The organism is Arcobacter peruensis (assembly GCF_003711085.1).
GTDB lineage: Bacteria > Campylobacterota > Campylobacteria > Campylobacterales > Arcobacteraceae > Poseidonibacter > Poseidonibacter parvus.
On the sequence record NZ_CP032363.1, the window covers coordinates 2407198 to 2429675 of the forward strand.

20 protein-coding genes are annotated in these 22478 nt (G+C 27.2%); 3 read left to right on the forward strand and 17 right to left on the reverse strand.

Going from position 1 to position 22478, the window contains the following annotated elements:
* Window positions 1-11: 11 nt before the first annotated feature.
* The 7 genes from D3Z07_RS11935 to D3Z07_RS11965 form a co-directional block, all read right to left on the reverse strand.
* A complete protein-coding gene (locus D3Z07_RS11935) occupies window positions 12-1481 on the reverse strand; it encodes an OmpA family protein (RefSeq protein WP_122893975.1) in 1470 nt (489 codons plus the stop codon).
* Window positions 1482-1877: 396 nt separating this feature from the next.
* Complete coding sequence (locus D3Z07_RS11940) at window positions 1878-2780, reverse strand: IS3 family transposase (RefSeq protein ID WP_122893061.1); 903 nt, start codon at window positions 2778-2780, stop codon at window positions 1878-1880.
* A complete protein-coding gene (locus tag D3Z07_RS11945) occupies window positions 2756-3052 on the reverse strand; it encodes a transposase (RefSeq protein ID WP_076083151.1) in 297 nt (98 codons plus the stop codon). Before D3Z07_RS11945 ends, D3Z07_RS11940 begins: the two co-directional genes overlap by 25 nt.
* A 56-nt stretch (window positions 3053-3108) precedes the next feature.
* Entirely contained in the window at window positions 3109-3408 is a 300-nt protein-coding gene (locus D3Z07_RS11950) for a hypothetical protein (RefSeq protein ID WP_122893976.1), read from the reverse strand.
* A 69-nt stretch (window positions 3409-3477) separates the two neighbouring features.
* Complete coding sequence (locus D3Z07_RS11955; RefSeq protein ID WP_122893977.1) at window positions 3478-4191, reverse strand: endonuclease/exonuclease/phosphatase family protein; 714 nt, start codon at window positions 4189-4191, stop codon at window positions 3478-3480.
* The gene (locus tag D3Z07_RS11960; RefSeq protein WP_122893978.1) at window positions 4191-6314 is read right to left on the reverse strand and encodes a Tex-like N-terminal domain-containing protein; all 2124 of its coding nucleotides are present in this window, start codon (window positions 6312-6314) and stop codon (window positions 4191-4193) included. Before D3Z07_RS11960 ends, D3Z07_RS11955 begins: the two co-directional genes overlap by 1 nt.
* On the reverse strand, window positions 6307-7041 hold the full coding sequence (locus tag D3Z07_RS11965) for a phytanoyl-CoA dioxygenase family protein (protein ID WP_076088411.1): 735 nt from the start codon (window positions 7039-7041) through the stop codon (window positions 6307-6309). Before D3Z07_RS11965 ends, D3Z07_RS11960 begins: the two co-directional genes overlap by 8 nt.
* Window positions 7042-7213: 172 nt before the next feature.
* Here D3Z07_RS11965 and D3Z07_RS11970 point away from each other — a divergent pair, with 172 nt between their 5' ends.
* Together D3Z07_RS11970 and D3Z07_RS11975 are read left to right on the forward strand one after the other, a co-directional pair.
* A complete protein-coding gene (locus D3Z07_RS11970) occupies window positions 7214-7639 on the forward strand; it encodes a hypothetical protein (protein ID WP_122893979.1) in 426 nt (141 codons plus the stop codon).
* A 160-nt stretch (window positions 7640-7799) separates the two neighbouring features.
* Window positions 7800-8225: a hypothetical protein gene (locus D3Z07_RS11975; RefSeq protein ID WP_076088407.1), complete on the forward strand. Its 426-nt coding sequence runs from the start codon at window positions 7800-7802 to the stop codon at window positions 8223-8225.
* 41 nt (window positions 8226-8266) lie between these two features.
* Here D3Z07_RS11975 and D3Z07_RS11980 read toward each other — a convergent pair whose 3' ends face one another.
* Window positions 8267-8971 carry a 2OG-Fe(II) oxygenase gene (locus tag D3Z07_RS11980; RefSeq protein WP_076088405.1) on the reverse strand — a complete coding sequence of 235 codons (705 nt, stop codon included), beginning with the start codon at window positions 8969-8971 and terminating at the stop codon, window positions 8267-8269.
* A gap of 246 nt (window positions 8972-9217) precedes the next feature.
* Here D3Z07_RS11980 and D3Z07_RS11985 point away from each other — a divergent pair, with 246 nt between their 5' ends.
* Entirely contained in the window at window positions 9218-10792 is a 1575-nt protein-coding gene (locus D3Z07_RS11985; protein ID WP_122893980.1) for a nitrite/sulfite reductase, read from the forward strand.
* A gap of 30 nt (window positions 10793-10822) precedes the next feature.
* On the opposite strand, the gene D3Z07_RS11990 is transcribed toward D3Z07_RS11985, so the two are convergent.
* From D3Z07_RS11990 to D3Z07_RS12030, 9 genes are all read right to left on the reverse strand, one after another.
* Entirely contained in the window at window positions 10823-11314 is a 492-nt protein-coding gene (locus tag D3Z07_RS11990; protein WP_122893981.1) for a YgjP-like metallopeptidase domain-containing protein, read from the reverse strand.
* 14 nt (window positions 11315-11328) lie between these two features.
* Window positions 11329-12810 carry a HAMP domain-containing sensor histidine kinase gene (locus D3Z07_RS11995; protein WP_122893982.1) on the reverse strand — a complete coding sequence of 494 codons (1482 nt, stop codon included), beginning with the start codon at window positions 12808-12810 and terminating at the stop codon, window positions 11329-11331.
* Window positions 12800-13198 carry a hypothetical protein gene (locus D3Z07_RS12000; protein WP_122893983.1) on the reverse strand — a complete coding sequence of 133 codons (399 nt, stop codon included), beginning with the start codon at window positions 13196-13198 and terminating at the stop codon, window positions 12800-12802. The genes D3Z07_RS11995 and D3Z07_RS12000 overlap by 11 nt, the downstream gene beginning before the upstream one ends.
* A 10-nt stretch (window positions 13199-13208) precedes the next feature.
* A complete protein-coding gene (locus D3Z07_RS12005; protein WP_122893984.1) occupies window positions 13209-14381 on the reverse strand; it encodes a hypothetical protein in 1173 nt (390 codons plus the stop codon).
* The gene (locus D3Z07_RS12010) at window positions 14382-16415 is read right to left on the reverse strand and encodes a dynamin family protein (RefSeq protein WP_076088393.1); all 2034 of its coding nucleotides are present in this window, start codon (window positions 16413-16415) and stop codon (window positions 14382-14384) included.
* Entirely contained in the window at window positions 16415-18763 is a 2349-nt protein-coding gene (locus D3Z07_RS12015) for a dynamin family protein (protein WP_076088391.1), read from the reverse strand. Before D3Z07_RS12015 ends, D3Z07_RS12010 begins: the two co-directional genes overlap by 1 nt.
* Before the next feature lie 97 nt (window positions 18764-18860).
* The gene (locus tag D3Z07_RS12020; RefSeq protein WP_076088389.1) at window positions 18861-19595 is read right to left on the reverse strand and encodes a fumarate reductase iron-sulfur subunit; all 735 of its coding nucleotides are present in this window, start codon (window positions 19593-19595) and stop codon (window positions 18861-18863) included.
* Window positions 19595-21580: a fumarate reductase flavoprotein subunit gene (locus D3Z07_RS12025; protein ID WP_122893985.1), complete on the reverse strand. Its 1986-nt coding sequence runs from the start codon at window positions 21578-21580 to the stop codon at window positions 19595-19597. The genes D3Z07_RS12020 and D3Z07_RS12025 overlap by 1 nt, the downstream gene beginning before the upstream one ends.
* A complete protein-coding gene (locus tag D3Z07_RS12030; RefSeq protein ID WP_076088385.1) occupies window positions 21580-22380 on the reverse strand; it encodes a fumarate reductase cytochrome b subunit in 801 nt (266 codons plus the stop codon). Before D3Z07_RS12030 ends, D3Z07_RS12025 begins: the two co-directional genes overlap by 1 nt.
* Between the last annotated feature and the right edge of the window lie 98 nt (window positions 22381-22478).

Genomic DNA, 22478 nt, shown 5'->3' on the forward strand with positions numbered 1-22478 from the left:
GTTTTTAATTTTTAATACTGACATCTATTATTTACAAATCTTTTTTTTGCATCCATACAATCCATTTCTTCTTTTGAAATTCTAATAAATTCTGTTACAGATTTTGTTCCATTAGACCAAACTGAGTTTGAATAAAAATGATTAGTATTTCCATTGATAGTAGCATTACTCTCGCCACCTTTTTCCCAGTCTATAAATAGTTTTTGTGTATTTTTATTATATTCCCAAGTAATATCATCTGCTCTTAATATTTGTGAAGGTAAAAATTCAGCTGAATAGGCAGTGTTATTTGCATAAATTTTATAATAAGCATGGTATTTAGCATAAGATCTATTTTGATCTAGAATTTTGTAGTAACCAACAAATGAGTTTTTGTCTGCTTTTCTTACATCAATAGGTTTTGCGAAGTTAGCATTATTAATTAAATCTACATTTAATCCGCCAGCTTTTACTATATGAGCTTCTACTCTTCTATTTTGATACTTTCCACTCTTAGTTTTATTTGATGCAATTGGAGCTAATTCTCCATATCCTACAGAATATATTCTATTTTGATTAATTCCATACTTTAATATTTCTTTTCTAAGTGATGCTGCTCTTTTTTCTGATAGTTTTTGATTATAAGTTTCTTTCCCAACTGAGTCTGTATGTCCTTGGATTTCAACTTTATAATCATTGTTTTTTAAATATGTTGCAAGCTCTTTAATTTGAGGATAGTATTGTTTTTTTACATAACTTGAACCTGAATTAAAATTAACATTAAAGTTGTAAACACCTGAAGACCAATTGTTGTTTTTGATATTTAACTCATCTGTAATTTTATCTAATATAGTGTTAAGTTTATTTCCATCTTCTGCAGCAAAATAAACACCTTTTCCAGCAACTAATTGTTTTAATTGATATTCAATTGTTGAATTTACAGAATAACCTATAACAAATATATTTAATCTATTTCCAAATATGTTTTTTAATTTTTGAGCTTCTGCAACTGGATTTCCACCACAAGATTCTTGACCATCACTTAAAATTACAATATTGATATTTTTATCAATATCTTGCATAATTTGTCCAGTTTTCCTAATTGCAGCAGCAAGTGGAGTATTTCCCCCTGCACGTATTGTTTGTGTTCTTGTAACTATTTTACTGAAATCATTATTACTAGGTTCAACTAAAAGTTTTGAGCTATAACAGCCATTTGAGAAGTTTACTAATCCTGCATTTGTTTTATTAGGATCTAATTTTGTTGAGATATCCTTAATAATATCTTTTGCCGCATCCATTTTTACAAGACCATATCTATCTTTTTCATTCATACTTCCTGAACTATCAAAAATCATCATAAATACGTCTTTATCAGATGTATACTTTTTATTAAAATCCTCAAATGGATTTAATTTCTTTAATTCATTTAGATTGATATTTGCACAACCTGTAAACAATAAAATTGCAAACGCAGATGCAATTAAACTTAACTTTCTCATTATGTCTCCTTGGGTTTTATCTATAACTATAAATAGTTATTAATAACTTATTTTTACATAATACTATTTAATATCTAATTGATTGATACTGTTATAAAGGGCTTTTGATTATTTATAAAAACCTTTTAATATATTATTTACAATTTTACTTATTTAATTAAAGAGAAATAATGATTTAATACACAATTATTATTTTCTAAATTTAAACTACAAACATCACTTTTGCAAGAATCACAATGGCAATTCCTAAAACTAAAGCATAGGAATGAAAATAGTTCATAAAAGCAAGGGGTTGGTTTTTTGTAAGCTTACAATACATAGTATAAATCACTCCTAGAACGATAAGAACAACAAAATGGAGAGGTAACTAAAATTCATACACTTTTTTGCTTATCCCTAAGCCACCATTTCACTTTGTAACGCATTTTGTTTTTCTTCAAATTTAACAGGAGATAAATTTCCTACATAACTATGACTTCTAACTCTATTATAATAAAATTCAATATATTCAAATATCTCTTTTTTAGCTTGTTTCTTTGTATAAAAATATGTGTTATAAACTAATTCTTGTTTCAATGATTTAAAAAAACTCTCAGCAACAGAATTGTCCCAGCAATTGCCTTTTCGACTCATACTTTGTGTAATATTGTTTTTTAATAATAAATCTTTATGGCTATAAGAAGCATATTGTGAGCCTCTATCTGTGTGCCAAATGAGTCCAGAAGGTGGATTCCTATGAAGTATTGCCATACTTAATGCATCATTTACCAATGATACTTTCATCGTATCATCCATGCTCCAGCCAACTACTTTTCTTGAGTATAGGTCAATTACCGTTGCTAAATATAACCAGCCTTCACCTGTTGGAATGTAAGTAATATCCCCTACATATTTTTGATCTGGACTTGAAGCATAAAAGTCTCTATTTAAGATATTAGGTGCAATTGGCAGATTATGATTAGAATCAGTTGTATTTTTATATCTTCTTTTCATTTTAACTTTTAGATTTAAATCTTTCATGATATTTGAAATACGTCTTCTTGAAATAATTAATCCATATAATTCTTTTAGTTTATCTCTAATCCTACGAGTACCGTAGTTATTCCTACCTTGAAGAAAAATAATCTCAATTAATTCATTAAGTTTTTTATCTACTTTTTTTACAACAGACCCTGTTTTTATCCAATGGTAATAAGAAGATAAATCTACTTTAACAACTTTACACATAAGCTTAATGCTAAAACTCTTTTTATTCTCAAATATCCAAGCATACCTTATAGAGTTTCTTTTGCGAAGTATGCTGCTGCCTTTTTTAAAATGTCTCTTTCTTGTTTTAGTATTTTATTCTCACGTCTCAGTCGTTTTAGTTCTTCATTATCACTTTCTTTAGAAGAAGAATTTATATCTCGTATTGGTATATTATGAGCTTTTTTATATATAGTAACCCAATGATATAATGTCTTTGTATTTAAACCTAAATCTTTTGCTACTTTTACAACGCTTTCACCATCATTTAAAATTAATTGTACTGTGGAATCTTTGAACTCTTTACTGTATTTACTCTTTCTCATTTGTAACCTTTATTCATTTTATTTTATCTCAGAATTGTTAAATTCCGAGTATGAATTCATGTTACCACTCCAAAAGCTAATTTAATCCATAATAATACTTGCATAGAAGTTTCAAAGTATCCTAGTTCACTATTAACATACTTTGAAAACATATATCCACCAGTAGCCATCAGTAGTATTACAATTGGTGGATAAATTTTAAGACCCCGTCCTACGATTGCTTCTATCATTTTTGTATGAAACTCAATTCCTAGTTTATTTTTAACTGCTGGGAAAACTATCACATCTGCAAAGATAAAACCTATGAAAATGATTGCTGAAAGTAAGTGGATGATTAGAATTAGTGTATATTCCATTTATTGACCTTTGAATATTTTTGATAATTATAATCAATATTGTCGTATAAAGAATTGATTTTAATCAATTTAGAGATTAGTAAATATAGGTAAGTGGTCACTATTTTCTAACCATGTTTCTGCTTCACCAATTGAAAGATTTGTATTTTTAGTTATTAAGCTTTCTGATAGAAAGACATAATCAATATGATATTTTTTTTCTAATTTTCTTTGTAAAAAGAAAGTAGGTTTTGATTCTTCTCCTTGTTTTTCATGGGTAAGTAGATGATAAAGGCTCTTTATTTTTAAATCTTCTAATTCCTTAACACAATCAGAATGATTCCACCATCTATCCCATTTATCCCAAATTTTATTACTGTTAAAATCTCCAAGTATTATGACTTTTTCATTGTCCAATTTCTTTTTATGTAATTGTAAATATTTCCAAAATTGTCCTATGTATCCAAATACTTCAGATTTAGCATGTTTTGTCCAAACTCCTACAATTATTATATTATCTACTTTAATAGGTAAGAAAAGCTCTAACATTTCATTTTGATAATTTGAATTCTTATCTGACCAATTAAGTAGCTTTAATGTTTGATTATCTTTTACAAAGATTCCTAAACCTTTATTTTTATTGGTTCCAATCCACAAGTAATTACTTGCCCATCTTTTATATTCTTTTGTGGAATATTTTGGGTCTTCACATTCTTGAACTACTAGTACATCATAAGGAGTATTATCAAATAAATGATACTTTTTCCTAAATGCACCATTACAATTCCATGTGATTATTTTCATTATTTTAGACTAAGTCCAACTCTTTGCTTCTGTAAATCAACACTAACAACCTTAATATTTTCTAAATTTTGATTGATACTCAAAACTTCACTAGGGTGTGAAATTCTTTTTTCAGATATTTGCGAAATATGAAGTAGTGCATCATTTTTTAGACCAATATCTATAAAAGCTCCAAAATCTGTGATATTTCTTACAATACCACTTAAAATATAACCTTCTTTAAGCTCTTCAAGTTTTGTTACATCTGATGAGAATTTTACTTGATTAAATTCATTTCTTACATCATATCCTGGTTTTTTTAGTTCATTTATAATATCTTGAAGTTTTAGTACACTTGTGTTTAATTCATTTGCAATTTGTTCAATTTGATTGTCTTTTATTTCTTCAATCTTATAGCTTTTTTGCAAGGCTTTTGTTAGAGTATAGTCTTCAGGATGAATTGCTGTATTATCTAAAATAGACTTTCCCTCTTTGATTCTTAAAAATCCTACTGCTTGTTCATAAGCTTTTGCTCCTAAGCCTTTTACTTTTAGAAGTTCATTTTTACTGTTGAATTTTTTTATATTATCTCTATGTTCTATTATATTTATTGCTAATTTTTCAGAAATTCCTGAGATAAAAGATAATAATTTATAAGATGCAGAGTTTAAATCTACTCCAACTTTATTTACCAAATCTACAGTTGTATTTTCTAGTTTTAACGCTAATTCTTTTTGGTTTACATCATGTTGATATTGTCCAATTCCTAATGATTTAGGGTCAATTTTTACTAAGGTTGCCATTGGGTCCCTTAGTCGTCCAGCAATTGAAATTGCTCCTCTTATTGTTACATCTAAGTTTGGATATTCCTGTGCTGCTATTTTAGAAGCTGAGTAAACGCTAGCACCAATTTCACTTACTATTGCATAGTTAATATCTAGATTGTTTTCATTTATAAGCTTTGATATAAATTGTGCTGTTTCTCTTGAAGCTGTTCCATTTCCAATTGCTATTGAATTTACTTTATATTTTTTTATAAGGTCAAGAACGATTTTACTTGAAGTTTTTATATCTTCTTTTGGTTTTGTGCAATAAATTACATTTGAATCTAAATAAATACCGTTTTCATCAATAACTGCTAACTTACAACCAGAAACAAACCCAGGATCCATTCCTAAAATTACTTGATTTACTAAAGGTGCTGTTTGAAGTAACTCTTTTAAATTTTTTCCAAAAAGTTCAATTGCTTGCTCACTTGCTTTTTCTTTTAGTGTATTTATCGCTTCTCTTTTTAAACTAGGAAGAAGTAGTCTTTTTAATCCATCTTTATAAGCATCAAAAACTATATCTTTTGAAGAACTAGCCCATGATGGAATTTTATACTTTTTAATGTTTTCTAAAATATGATTTTCATCAATATCTATTTTTATTGATAATTCTTTTTCATTAACTGCTCTTAAAATTGCTAATACTCTATGAGATTTAATATATTTTAATTTTTCATTTTTTTTTGGAAAACTAGCATATACACCATTTTTATCAAATTCTTTGCCTTCTTTTATTTGAAGCTCACCCCAGTTAGCAATCAAATTTCTAATAATTTCTTTTGATTTAAAATCATCTGCATATCTTTGGGCTATTATATCTTTTGCACCAGTTATTGCATCATCTGAAGATTTGATACTTTTAGAAGTGAACTGTTTTGCTTTTTGATTTATCTCTTCATTTGTGTATTTTAGTGATTGAATAATATTTGCTAAAGGTTCAAGGCCATTTTCAATTGCAGATGAAGTTCTTGAGGATTTTTTATCTTTAAAGGGAGCATAAATATCTTCAAGAGCTTGTAATGTTTTTATTTCTTGAATAGTTTGTTTAACTTTGTCATTTAAAAAGTTTTTTTCTTCAAGTAAATTTATAATTTCTTCTTTTCTTTTCAAAAGTCTTTGAGAATAATTATACACTTCCTCAAACTTTCTTAAGTCTTCATCTGTTGCATTTTGCGTTTGGTCTTTTCTATATCTTGCAATAAAGGGAATAGTACATCCCTCATTTAATAAGTTTATAATATTTTCAATTGCTTTATTTGATAACTTAGTTTTTTCTTTTAAAAGATTAATTAAGTCTTTTTGTAAATTACTAGTCAAGTATTACTTCCTTATAATCACTTCTTGTATCTTTTATTGGTGTATTTGATTTTGCTCGTACAGTATAAACAAATGAAATTTTTGCATCATCACTTTGGTTTTTACTTGCATGATGTAAAGTTTTACAATGAAATAGTACTACATCGCCTTTTTGTAAATTTTGAGATGTTTTAGTTTTGATTAACTCTTGATTTTCAGAATTTTCATCTAAAAAATTTGAACTACTATCAAATCTGTCTTTTGAAAAATTAATCTTATGTGATGCAGGAATAAATTCTAAAAGTCCATTTTCTAAATACTCATCACCTAAACTAAGCCATATAGAAACTAAATCATCATTTTTAAAATTCCAATATCTTCTATCTTGATGCCAATAAGTTCTAGTACTTTCATGTGGTAACTTAGTCATGATTGAATTATGATGAGCTAGTGTAAGAACAGGTGTATCATTTAAAATCTGTTTTAAAATTGGTCTTATTTCTTTATTTGTCATCCAATCTTGAAAAATTTGTTCTCTATCGTAAACCTGTCTTAATCTTCGAACTGTAATTTTTTCTTCATCTACATTCATATATTCTTGTTCGCTCTCAATGGGAGCTTCTTTTCTTTTTAAATGTTCTTTTGCTTTTTCTAGAATGTTATCGCATAAGTCTTTATCTGCAAAATTTCGTAGTATTAGAAAACCGTTTGAATTGAATTGGGATAATTGTTCTTTTGATAGTTTCATTATTTCTCTTAGTTTATTAGTTTGGCTTATTATAGTGAAAATACTATTTTTGTTTGATTATTTTACATAATTTAATTTACATAATATTAATTATTATGAAAGGCTTTTATCTTTATAATATATAAGTTTTAACTATCATAAGTTAGGATATTTTATCAAAAGGACATATTATATGAAAAAGATTTTCGCAATGGCATTAGCAATAATGTTATTTATACCAAATTTATTAAGTGCAGATTCTGCAAAAGGTTTAAATGTTATTGTAACAGCTAAAGATTCACAAGCTCAAATGATGGCTATGGTTTTATCAATGGCAACTTTAAAACAAAATAAGAAAGTAAACATGACTCTTTGTTCAAATGCAGGAGATTTAGCAGTTAAGGGAATAAAAAGTGAAGTTTTAAAACCAATGAATAAAAGTCCAAAAATGATGTTAAAAGCATTAATTAAAAAAGGTGCAAATGTTACACTATGTCCAATTTATTTACCAAATGTTAATAAAGATAAATCTGTATTAATAGAAGGTATTACAATGGCAACACCTGCAAATGGTGCAAAAGAACTTTTAGATTTAGACTTTCAAAATTTAACTTATTAAAATCATAGATAAAAGAAATTATTCCTTTTATCTACTTTATTTTCTTAAATAAGCTTAGCTTATACAACTATTATTATAATTAATTATAATGTAAGTATACAAATAATATAATTCTTCAATTTAGTTAATAACTAAAATATATTTTAAAAGGAAGTATTATATGAAAAAAATATTCGCAATCACACTAGCAGCAATGCTATTTATCCCTAATTTATTAAGTGCAAACCCTGCAAAAGGTCTTAATGTTGTTGTTACATCTTCTGATGCACAAACACAAATGATGGCTATGGTTTTATCAATGATGACATTAAAACAAAAGAAAGAAGTTAATATGACTCTTTGTTCAAATGCAGGAGATTTAGCTGTAAAAGGAATGAAAAGTACTGTTTTAAAACCTCAAGATAAAAGTCCAAAAATGATGTTACAAGCAATTATGAAAAAAGGAGCAAAAGTAAAAGTTTGTCCATTATATTTACCAAATGCAGGTAAAGATGCTTCTGTTTTATTAGATGGAATTACTGTTGCTAAACCTATGGATGTAGCAAATGGTTTATTAAATACTGAATATCAAAATTTAAGTTATTAATATTTTAAGTAAAGAAATATAATATTTTATATTTCTTTACCTTATAAGGTGTTATGCCACTGAACTAGTGATATTCTTCTGCCTTCTTTTACTTTTAAAACTTCATGTGTAAAAAATGGATTACTAGGAAATATAATCATCATCCCAGCTTTTGCCTTTATTTTTATTTGTTCATTATTTTCATCATATAAATAGTTAAATAAAAGTTCTCCTCCAATAAAACTATTTTCACCTACATTTTCATCATAAGAAGTTGTAAATAAAACACTAGATAATTTTCTTTCATTACTAACTGTTAAAAATCCGACTAGATTCTCATTTTTATATATCATACTTGAATCATCACTATGCATTTTATAAAAGAAATCTTTTAAGTATTCTAGTGTTTGTACTTTAGTAGATTTTGTTATTGGCATTTTAAAAAAATCTTCAATCATTGCTTGATGTTTTCTAAAATTATTTTTATATATTGTTAAATATTTCTTGTTTAATTTATAAATATTTGTTTTTCTTATAGATTCATTTGTTTTACTTGATACTATGTTTTCTTTGATTTTTACTTGTGCTTTTTTATAATCTCTATCTTTCTTTATTAGAGAATTGATTTCTTTACATCCTTTTTCACTCATAAAATTTTCAATTATTAAGAATGGATAATCATAATATGGATTAGGTAAATATTTTGTTTCTATATTAAGTGATGTAAGAAAATCAGCGCAATAAACATTATTACTAATTTGTGTCATTTTATTCCTTCCTCGAATTATATCTTAATTGCAATCATTTAAAACAAATTTTATAAAAGTTAATACACTAGTAAATTACTTGTATATAAATTATATATTTATAGTCTTAATATTGGTGCTTTAAATATCTTGAGTAATTTACTTGTATATTTAATTAAAGATATTTTTAATTAAATATGTTATACTTTTGAAAATTAAAATTAATAATATATAGATAATATAATTATTAACTATATAGGAGTTAGCATGGCAGAGAAAGAATTATCAGCAGTAGAGCAGTTAAAAGCATCTAGGAATCCTTTAAAAGTTGTTGAAGATATGTATAAAGAGGCACAAGAAGGTATTCCTTTAAGTGATGAATATATAGGTTTATTAAAATGGTATGGTATGTATCCACATATTAATGCAGATGAAACTGAAGATAAAAAATACTTTATGAAAAGAATTAAATTAACTGATACTAAAATGAATTTAGCACAGTTAGAAGTAATGTCAATTATTGGACTTGAATATGCGCAAGGTTTAGTTGATATGACAGATAGACAAAATATCCAATTTCACTATATTCAAATAAAAGATATTCCAAAGATCTTCAAACTTTTAGAATCTGTTGGATTAACTTCAAGAATGGCATCAGGAGATGGTCCAAGACCAATCATGACTTCACCAGTTGGTGGGATTGATGCTGATGAAATTATTGATGCAAGTATTCTAGCTCGAGAAGTTGATACTTATTTTGATGAAAATGAAGATAGATTCTGTAATTTCCCTAGAAAATATAAAATTGGAATTTCTGGATGTTCAAAACACGCAGCTGCACATGAAATTCAAGATGTTGCATTTACAGCATTTAAAGATGAAAATGGTGAGGTATTATTTGATTTAACACTTGCAGGTGGTCTTTCAAAATCTAAGCAAATTGCATTAAGAGCTAATAAATATGTGAAACCAGAACAAGTTAAAGATGTTGCTGTTGCATGTGCTGAAATCTTTAGAGATTATGGAAATAGAGCAAATAGAAATAAAGCAAGAGTTCGACACTTAGTAAATGAGTGGGGTTTAGAAAAGTTTGTTGATGAAATTGAAAAAGTAATTGGTTATGAGTTACAAGATGGTTTAGAAGAACCAACAATTACACCTTTAGAAAATAGAAACCATTTTGGTATTAATAAATCTAAGCAAGAAGGTGAATCTTTCGTAGAGTTTGCAACTAACTCAGGAAGAGTTGATGGAAATGATTTCAAATTAATAAGTGATATTTGTAAAAAATATAATGCGGGTGGAATGGCTTTAACTTCTACTCAAAACTTCATAATTTATGGAATTAAAGATGAAGATGCTTTAAATTTAGCAAATGAAATTAAAGACTTAGGTTATCCATATGAGCCATCAACTTTTAGAGCAAGATTACAATCATGTACAGGAAGAGAGTTCTGTAAGTTTGGAATTACAGAAACAAAAGAGTATGCTAAAAAAGTTGTACTTGAATTAGAAGAGAAAAATCCAGACTTTAATGAAAGTGTGATGATTGCAATTTCAGGATGTGGAAATGGATGTTCTCATCCACAAATTTCTGATATTGGTTTTGTTGGAACTAAAGTTAGAGATGAAGAAGGAAAAAGAGTTGAAGGTTACGATGTTTTATTAGGTGGACAACTTCATGGTGCTAATGGAAGTAGAATTGCTCATAAAAGCGGCGTAAAAGTTGAAGCTTCAAAACTTGTTGGTTTTGTAAGTGATTTAATTGCTTCATATAAAACTGATAACTTAGGGCAAGACTCTTTTAGAAACTATTTAAATATAGTTGAACTAGAAAAATAAAATTGATAAAATAAACTTTATATGGAAAGCTTAATAAAGTTTTCCATATAAATCTAAATGTAACAAATAAACTCTCAAATCAAACTCAATTTGATGATAATCATCTTGAATAAAAGTACATAAATTGTAAAAAGCTTTATTATGTTCTTTCTCTTTTAAATGTGATAATTCATGAACTACAATCATTTCCAAAAATTTAACAGGTGCATTTTTAAAAATTGAAGCAACACGTATTTCATTTTTTGATTTTAACTTACTACCTTGAACTCTTGAAATAATTGTATGTAAACCTAATGCATTATTTATAACATTTATTTTTCCATCATAAATTACTTTTGAAAGTTGATACTTTTTAAAATATTCATTTTTATATGCCATTACGTAAGAATATAATGCTTTATCTGTTTTATAAGTATTTTCTTTTGGATACTTGTTTTTTAAGTAGTCTGTTAATTTACCCTTATTTATAAGCGTTTGAATTTGCTCTTGAATATTTTGTGGATAGTGTTCTAAATATTTCATCTATAATCTTTTCTTTAAATTTCTTCAAAAACATAAGTAAATATATTTTGATTATCATTGTAACTTGCTTTGTATAAGATATTATATTTATCGCAGATGTTTTTTACAATATTTAAGCCAAGTCCTAGACCTCTTTTTGAGTCTTCTTCTCTATAGTTTTTTTCAAAAATTTTGTTTTTGTCTTTTATCTCTTTTGCGAAACTTTTAAATTCTAAGATAATTTTATTGCTTGAATCAACTTTTGATAAATTGATATAAATAGGTTTTTCGATATCTGCATATTTTATTGCATTTGCAATATTATTATCAATTATTCTTTCACATTCAACAGTATTAATAAAAGTTTCAAGATTTTTTTCAATATTTGATTCAATCTCTTTTAAATTCATTTTACAAATAGTACCAAAAAAATCTATTCTTTTTTCTACTAAATTACTTAATTTTAGTACATTTGCTTTGTACTGAATTGAATCATAAGATGTCACATATGATAGATCTTCATAAGAGTTTGAAAGCATATTAATAGAAGCATCAATTGAATCAACAAATACAGTTAAAGAATCATCTTTTTGTGAATCTCTTATCATTTCTGCATTAATTAAAATACTAGAAAGAGGAGTTCTTATTTGATGAACTGTATCTGCTATAAACCGTTTAATATCATCTCTTGCATCTTCTAATTCATGATGATTCTTTTCTAATTTTGAAATAAATGTATTAATAGAATTAACAACAAGTCCTAATTCATCAGATGAGATTGAAGATAGTCTTTTATGAAAATTTGCTTTTCCTGATGCAATATTTTCAGATTCTTCTACAATTTGTTTTATTCTAGATTTCATATCTTTATAAACATATAAAAGTCCTAGAATAGATAAAATCATCCATAATGTAAAAGCTAAACTACTACCAAATAAAATTTCACTTGAAACTGAATAAACAGAGGTTACATTAAATTTTATTTCTTCTTTTATTTCTTTTCTAGACTTTTGAAAAAGATCTAAAAGTTTATTATATTTATTTACAACAAGTTGTGTTTTTTTATGTAAATAAAGATAATCATCTTTATTAATAATCATATCTTTTGCTAAATTTGAAGCTTCTTTATAATAGTTGTTAAAGGCATTTTCAATGTGAATTAATTTATTTGTTGATGAACTTTTTTTAATTCTTTCAAGGTTTTTTCTAAATTTATTTGCATAAATATTAGTATCTTTAATCAACTCCAATTCATCTGCAGAAACTGCACTTTGAAGCTCATGTGAGATTTTTTGTAATAAAAATTCATTATCAAAAATAGTTTCATACAAAGGAATTGTTTGTGTATTTATTTCATGAATTTTTTCTTTCATATATGTTGTATTTGATAATATATAAATATAAAAAAGTAAAAAAAACATAAATCCAAGTAATGAAGGTATAAGAAATTTTTTTAAAATAGATAAGGAGTTATAATATTTAACAAAGTTACTTAAAAAGTTAATACTATTTCTCATAAATAATTTTCCAATTTGTATTCATGTCTTTTTTATTAATATACATAATAGTATTTAGTTCTTTTAACGCTTGTCTAATTTCTTCTTTATTTAATCTTTGTGGAATAGCTTTTCTTCCTGTAAATACAAGTCTTGCCCAATAGCTTCTGTATTGATGAATATCTTTATCAATGATTTCATTAATGAATTCTTTATGTAATACCATATTATTAGTACGCAAGGGTTTAATTTTTATTCCTGCAATTTTACTTACTTTTGCTAGATACAAGTATTTGATTGATTCTTTTGTTAAATGATTTATATCTGATTTCTTATTTGTAACAAGTACGATTTGTGCTTGAAGATAAGTAGTAAATATAAAAATAAATAGAAGTGTGAATATTTTCATCTAACAGCTCCTAAAACACAAAATCTATTACAAATGAATAGATATTTGAATTTGAGTTTGTATATGGATCTTCTGCTTCTAGGTTAAATCCACCATGATTTCCCTTTGGTTTTACTCTTTGATATTCAAACTTAAAATCTAAATTTTTATTTATGTTATATTTAAATCCTATTGTACTTGAACTTTGTGCAACATTTTGGATTTCAACTAAATAATCTAATTGTCTGTTAGCAATGGTATTACCTGTATTCACCGAAGTATCTTTAGTCATCATTACTTTTTCATAAGATATATATGGAATTATTGAACCAAATCTATATCCCAAAGTTGTATAAAAACCATGAGTATCTAAGTAAAATGAATCAACTTTTCTTTTTCCATACTCACTTGAGAAAATAAAATTATTGTAATCAACAAATACTCCTAAACCGAAATATTGTGCTTTTTTATCTTTCATTTCATATTTTTGTGCTAATTCTTTTGATACATTTGAAAATATTGAATCTAATATTTGATTATTTGTAGAAATTTTCCCATACAAATAAGAGGCTCTAGCTTCAATTACATCATTTCCAAATGTAAAGTTCAAGGCTTTTATCTCTTTTAACTCATTTTCAAATACTTGATCCATTGTTTGAATAGGAACATCAAATTTTTCTTGCCCATAGTTTCCTTGAATTGTATAAAAATATTTGTTTATAATATTAGAATAAATAAACTCTATTCCATTATATGTATCAAGAGGCATTTGTCCATAAACAGAAATAGGTTCTCTAATCATAAGCTTTGAGAATCCAATATCATTATTATCAGAATTCTTGTAGTAAGGCAATTTAATTCGACCGATTTTAAAGCTTATATTTTCATTTGAATCGTATTTTAAGTAAGCTGAATTAATTTTTGCTTTTACATTACCTTTATCATTTTTATTTACAATTCCTTGTGCTATTACAGAAAAGTTATCGTTAAGTTTGTATGTTGATTGTAGACCTAGAATACTATCTACATATAGATTTAAATCATCAGATGAGCCATCATTAGAATGAGCACCTCTTGTGAATTTATAAGCACTGTTGTCATTATAAACTCCACCTAAGGTCCCAAAAAATTTTGTATCAAGTTTATTTTCATTTGCATTTAGATTTATTAATACAAAGAAAGTTAAAAATAAAAATATTTTCAATTAGATTTCTTCTTTAATCTTTTGTAAATCTTCTATTTTATCTACATACTCTTCTTTTTTAGAATTTACAAAAGCAATTCTATCTTCATTTAATTCTAAATATTGTTCTTTTGAGTATTTAGTAATTTTAAATAAATAGTTTCTCTTTGAAGTTAAAAAGTCTTCAATTTTTTCAAAACCAAAATTTGCTTTTAGTTTTGTAAGAATTTCATCTTCTCTTGGATGTTGTACTGCAAATCTTGTAGGTTCTTTTTTAAATAACTCTTCTGATTCTGCAATTTGTTGCTCAAAATGTGAAATAGTTGCTTGTGTTGTTTGGATATATGAATATGATAATGCACCATTAAAATAAGCAAACTTTTTTCTAAGTGCTGAAATGTTTTCCAAAATTGCTCTATAAAAAGTTCTTAAAACATTTTCATAAACTTTTGCTGCAAAGTGTCTTGTATTTGAAAACTCAGTATCTGAAGCAATCTCTCTGTGTTTTTTTATAAGCTCATAAGGCTCTTGCCATTTCTCAACTTCAGAATGAATATGTCTATATACAACTCTAAAGGCTTCAACTGTATCTATTTCAATGTTTTTAAGTAATTTTATTGACCTTTTAAACATTTTATCAATTGTTTGGTCATCATAAAATAAGCTTTTATATACATTATCAGAGTCAATCCAGAATGTTTCATATTCAAATTTCTGAATTTTATCACTTTTTAAAAATGAACCTTTTGATTCTTCAAATCTATGAGATTTTTTTCTTTTAATATTTTTATATGTTTCATGTGCAATTTTTTCCATAATTGCTTCAAGCGAATTATAAATAGTAAAAAGCTCTTGAGAATATTTTTTATGAATAGTATTAAATGATTCAAGCACATGTTCTTCACATGATTTTAATACTTCTTCAAGTGCATCATAAACACCAATAATAGTTTGGTATTCTTTTTCTAGAATATCACAAACACCTTTTAAATCTTTTTTAATTGCATACTCTTTTGATTCTTCTGCTTGTGGTCTAATAGTATTTTCTATGAAGTCTAAAACATCTTGAATATTTGATTCTTCTAATAGCTTTAAGTTTGAAGAAACATCTTTTTGTTTAATTTCTTTTATATTTTTTTGAAAATTATCATATTTGCTTTTGAAGAATTCAAGTGAATTATCATCCATATTTTCATTTAAATCTTTTTTGAATTCTTTTAAAATTGAATCTACAGAATTCTCAATTAAAACAGATTTTTGTAACTGTCTTGAATCAAGTGCCATTTTGGCTGAAATTGGTGTTACTTGAGAAAAATATTTACCAAATTTTTCTGATACATATTTTGTCGTAGTTTCAACTTGTTCAGGCGTGAACTTATCTTTTTGGTTTAATACACATAAAGATTTTTCCTTAAAGTGTTCCATATACTCTTCTAATACTTCTGCTTCAGATAATTTCCCTGCATTATCAATAAGTGTCAGCCATATAATTCCACCTACATCTCTTAATACACTTCTTGTTGTATCTGTATCACCTTGGGATTGAGAATTAAGTCCTGGAGTATCTACAAATGATATTTCTTTTAAAATATCCATAGGTGCATATAATGTAAGATATTTGATATCTTTCATTTCATCTTGTCTTTGATCTGTAAAATCAGAAATCGCTTCAATAGGAGCGTATTCTTGAGCTCCAGAATAGTAAGTAATTTTTAATTTATACTCTTCTCCATAATTTATAAAGTTTACTTTAGATGTAACAGGAGTAATTCCTGTTGGAAGGATATTTCTTGAAAGTAGGGCATTTAGAAAAGTTGATTTACCTGCTGAAAATTGTCCAGTAATTGCAACTTCCATTGGAAATCTTGCACGTCTTATTTGCTTATTTAAGATATTTACTAATTGAGATGAAGGTAAAAACTTTTCATCAAGTAATTTATCTTGAATTTTTTTAATATCACCAACAAGAGTATTTTCATAAACTATTTCTTTTTCAGTATAAGCTTCTTTATATTCATTAATAAAACTTTCTAATATTTTGATATTTGCACTCATTAGTTAAGTCCTTTAATATTATTACTTGTTGCATTAAGTTTTTTGATTTTTTTGTGTATTTCTATTGATAAGGCAGCTCTATTTTCATCATTATTTTCAAATGAAGCTATTTGATTTTGAATGATTTTTTCATCATTAATCATTTTTTGTTCAACTGTTTTTAATGGTGCATTTAAAGTTTCAAAGAAAGATTCAATTAATACTTTTGATACTTTTTTTGCTTTTGCTTTTATATCTGTTTCAATACTTGAAAATTCACTTTTAATAAATCCTTCAATCTCTCTATCTAATTCATTTAACTTGTTGGCTTTTGATACTGATACAGCATTAACAATTTGTGAAATAAGTACTTCATTACTTGATGTTAAGAAACCTGCTTTAAAATCATCTTGAAAGAAACCTCTTGCATCAAAGTTATCATTTTTATGTCCAATTGAAAAACCAAAGTCATGATATTTTTGTTCACATTGTTCACCAATTGTTTGAGATTTTTTAATAAATTTATATCTATAATCTCTAATTACATCAATTATTCCGTCTTTTATTGCTGTTTCTACTATTACTTTAATTCTAGAATTTTCTGGTCTTTTTTTCGTTTTCTCAAATGAATATCTAACATCAGAAATAACTCTTTGTTTGATTACTGTTTGTAAATCTATTAATTCACTCTCTAGAAAAGTCTCAAGAGATTCTATATAACTATTTGCATCATTTTTATAATAAGTAATATCTTCACTCATAGCTGTAAACATTCTTCCATTTACTGCTTTTTTCTTGTTAAACATATCAAGTTCATTCTCTAATTCATCTTTAGATTTTGATAAGAGTTGTAACTCATAATTTAAACTCAGATTTTCTTTTTCTATAGTTTTAAGAATTTGTGATTTTCCAGATTGGATAATTAGCTCACCTTTTTGTGAGTTTGAACCAAATAGCGTTTCATTTAAATATTCTTCAATTTCAAGAATTCCTGTATCTTCAATACTAAATCCTGCATCTAGTGCTTCTTGTTCTCTTCCTGTTCTATGTAGTAATGCCATTTTCCCTGAAATTGGTATGAATTTTATTGTTTTTAAAATATAGTCAAGTTGTGAGTCTTTATTTTGTGCTTTTAGTTGTCTTTTGATTGACGTTTTTGTATATTCAATTACTTCTTCAAGTTGTTCTTTCGAAACAGTATCCGCTCTTGTAATTACAACTAAAAGTTTGGAAATATTTTGATATAAAAGTGCATCAATAATAAATTCAACATCTTTTAGAGTTGCACTTTGAGATACATTCATTAAATGTAACATCATATCACAAGCAGATACATACTCTTTTGTGATTTCTTCTCTTTGAATAACAGGATCATCAAGTCCTGGAGTATCAACAATTTCAATACCATCTCTTAAAAAATCAAGGTTAGAACCTAATTCTACATATTTAACTAAGTTACATTTTTTACCTTCAGCTTCAGCTGATGTATATGAAGATAAATCATTTATATCAACTTCATCAAATCTAGATTCTTTTTTTACATAAGAGCTTAATGTATCGCCAAAAATCTCTTTTGTCTCATTTACATAAGCTCTCATAGATTCAAGTTGTGTTGCTGATTTTTCTATTCTATCCCATTCAGCTTGATTCCAATAAAAAACTTTTGCTTTCTCAGTTTCATTATGTTTTACTATTGTTAAGTTTGCTGTTTCAGGTACAACTGCACTTCCTAATATTTCTTTTCCCATTAAAGCATTTAACATTGTAGATTTACCAGCATTCATAACACCTGTAATTCCAATTGAGAATTTTTGGTTATTTAAGTATGAATCAACTTCATTAAGTTCATTTTTAATTTCTTCATTTGAGGCATTTGTTTTTAATTCAATAATGATATTTTCTAATAGACTTTTTAAATCTTTAAATGAAGATTTATTTTCAATAATTGGTGTAGATATTTCTTCTATTTCTTCTTCATTTATATTTAATTCTTGGTAATCGAATAAAGAAACTAATTTGTCATAATTTTCATGATTCAAAATAGAATTACTTTTAAGATATTCAAATGAATCATGTAAAGTATCAATATTTTTCTTTGATTTATTAACTTTTATACTCTCAACAATATTATGTTGTAAGTGATTTAATTCACTAATATTTGAAGGTGTTTTAATATTAAGCTGTTTACATAAAGTAATAAAAGAGTTTAGTGGAATATATTTTTCATAATCTTTTCTTGTAGCACTTAAAATTAAAGCATAAATAGAATATGTTTGATCATCAATATTTGTTTCAATTGGTTCAACATCTAAATTTTGTTCAAATGTAATACCGTGGTAAAGTAAAAAATAGTCGTTAGCTAAGCTCATTAAATCTCCCTAAAATACAAAAAGTTAAATATCAAAATTTGATACTTAACTTTTTATACTTGAATTAAATTATAAAAGGGATTTATCCCTTTTATAATTATCTTAGTGCTACTAATTTTCTTCTTAAATAAGCAATTTTATTTTGTAATGGTAAGTGTTTTGGACAATGATCTTCACATGCAAGTAAAGACATACAACCAAAGATTCCATCATCATCACCAATTAACTCATAGAAGTCTTCAGCAGTTCTTTTATCATGAGGATCTACTTCAAATCTTGCAACTCTATTAAGTCCAACAGGTCCAACAAAATCTGGTCTCATAAGTTTTGTACCACAAGAAGCAACACAAATACCACATTCAATACATCTGTCTAATTCAAAAGTTGCATCAGCTACATCTGGATCAACTCTTTCTTCCATTTTAGTAATATCGTTTTCTTCGCCATTATCAACAATCCAAGATTCAACTCTTTTTGACATTGCATCCATCCATTTACCAGTATTAACTGATAAATCTTTGATAAGCTCGAACGCTGGCATAGGCATTAATTGTAATACACCAGTTGGGTAGTTTGCAATTAGTGTTCTACAAGCAAGTGCAGGTTTACCGTTTACTACCATTCCACAAGAACCACAAATTCCCGCACGACATACAAAGTCAAATGATAAATCTGGATCATACTCTTCTCTAATTTTCATTAAAGCAATGAACAAAGTCATTCCTGGAGTTTCTTCTAAATGGTAATCCACGAAATGAGGTTTTGAAACCTTAGATCTTGGATTAAATTTAAGAACTGATATTGTTATATCTCTACCTTTTTCAATACTCATTATAAGTCTCCTGCTCTTTCATTTTTCTCTCTGTAGTTCATTGGTAAATCAAATGGCATTAATTCATGTTGAATTTCATGTCTATCTTTACCTTCAGCTTGCATTTTTTCAACTGTTTCATCTACTTGCGCTTGTCTTTTTTCTGATAATTCATTTTCAATAATCATACCTTTAGCACCATAACCTCTGAATGCTGGAGGCATTTCCATTGTCATAATATCTAATTCTTCATAAGTGATAGTTGGTTGAGTATCACTTGGGTTTGGCCATGAAGTAAGTGTTCTATTTAACCAATTAGCATCATCTCTTTTTAAGAAATCTTCTCTATAGTGAGCACCTCTTGATTCAGTTCTTTCTCTTCCACCTTTAGCAACACAAAGTGCAACTTTTAACATTCTTGGAACTCTATATGCTTCTTCTAATTCTGGATTACCAACTCTTTCTTTAGATTTAACATTAATTTGTTTAGTCTTTTTAAGTAAGTCTTCTAATTCATCAACAGCTTCAGAAAGTCCTTTACCATCTCTAAAAATTCCAACTTTTTCATCCATTAGGTTTTGCATTCTATTTTTAATTCTAAAAATATCTTCATTACCTTCGTAAGCTAAAATTTCATCAAGGTAAGTATCTTGAGCATCAAGGAAAGATTGAACAGTTTTTGTTCCAATCACAACATCATTTGTAATACAATAATCAGCAAAATAATTACCAACAATCATACCAGCAACAACTGTTTCAGAAACTGAGTTTCCTCCAAGTCTATTGAATCCATGCATATCCCAACAAGAAGCTTCACCACAAACAAATAAACCATTTAATTTTTGAGATTCACCTGTTGGTTTAGTTCTAATTCCACCCATTGAGTAATGTTGCATTGGTAAAACTGGAGCCCATCCTTTTTTACCTTCATCTGCTGGATCAATACCATTAAAGATTTGACAGATTTCTTGAACATCTCTTAAGTTCTTTTCAATATGCTCTCTACCTAAAATAGAAATATCTAACCAAATGTGATCACCATATGGAGAAGGAACACCTTTACCATTTCTAATATGTTCAATCATTCTTCTAGAAACAACATCTCTAGATGCAAGTTCTTTCTTTTCTGGCTCGTAATCTGGCATGAATCTGTGACCATCAACGTCTCTTAAGATTCCACCATCACCACGACATCCTTCAGTTAATAAAATACCTGATGGTACAATTGGTGTTGGGTGAAATTGAACTGCTTCCATATTTCCTAAAGTAGCAACTCCAGTTTCAAGTGCAATAGCAGCACCAATACCTTCACAAATTACAGCATTAGTAGTTTGCTTAAATACTCTTCCGTATCCACCAGTAGCAATACATGTTCCCTTAGCAACGTAAGCTTCTAATTCACCTGTAATTAAATCTCTTACAATTGCTCCATAACATCTATTGTTTTCATGGATTAATGAAAGTGCTTCTTTTCTATCTCTAATATCAACATCATGTTTTAGTGCTTCATTAGCAACACCAAATAACATAGTATGTCCAGTTGCATCAGCAGTGTAACATGTTCTCCATTTTTTAGTACCACCAAAGTCTCTTGACATAATTAAACCATGTCTATCAGCATCTTCAGTAATTGTTGTTTTTTTAGCATTAATTACAGCTTCTCTTGAACCTTCTCTAACTCTAGTCCAAGGAACACCCCATCCAGCTAATTCTCTAATTGCTTTTGGAGCAGTATGTACAAACATTCTTGCAACTTCTTGATCACATCCCCAGTCAGATCCTTTTACAGTATCAGCAAAGTGTAAATCTTCATTATCTCCATCAGACATTTTAGAGTTACCTAAAGATGCTTGCATACCACCTTGTGCAGCAGCACTATGAGATCTTTTAACAGGAACAAGTGACAATACAACAGTACTTAAATCCTTTTTTTGTGCAGCAACTGCAGCTCTTAAACCTGCAAGTCCTCCACCAATTACTAATGCATCACAGTAATTAATTTTCATTATGCGATTCCTCCAATAATTTTATTCGGAATTTTATATTCCATAATTTTTGCAGTTGGTACAAATTTGTTACCAACATTATTTCTCTCTACTTGTTCCATACCAATTTTCATATAAGCTGCTAAAGAAGCAAAACCTAATGCTAGGAAGAACACAGTTAGTCCCCATTTAACTTTTTTAAGGGCAATTCTTGTAGCTTTTGGATTTTCTCCATCAAACCATCCCCATTTAACACATAATCTGTAAAGACCAATTGTTCCATGTAATTCAACAGCAATTAATAATAAAATATATAATGGCCACATCCACTCAGACCAAATTCTATCAGCACTTGCATATGGACCAATTGCATCTGAATTTGTCATAATGATATAAAGGTGTACAGAACCTAAGAAGAACATAGTAAAACCAGTTCCCGCTTGTGTAAACCATAGTTTTGTATCATCATGTTGCATATGCTTTGCATGTGCTTTCATTACTTGGTATTGTTTAAAGTTTCCAGGTAATTTTCTCATTCCTAATCCAGCATGAGCAATAAAAATTACAAAAATTACAAAAGCAGTAATACTTACTAATAATGGGCTTCCTCCATCAATAATAAAACTTGCTTCTAAAAGTTTTGTAATTGTGTACATAAAGTCTTCAGAAATTAATATTGAAGATACTAGTAACATATGTGCCCACATGAAAAGTGCTAAAAATCCACCTGTAACACTTTGTAAATAATCAAGTTTAGCAGGTAATCTACTTTTCTTCCCCTCAACAGTTTTACCTAAATAGCCTTCTATTAGGTTACTCATATTCAATCCTTTCCAGTGATTTAATTTTATTTTTTAATAGCATAATAATAGCAAAGAAGTGCTTCAATATCGTTGTATTTGTCTGTACTAAAAATGTA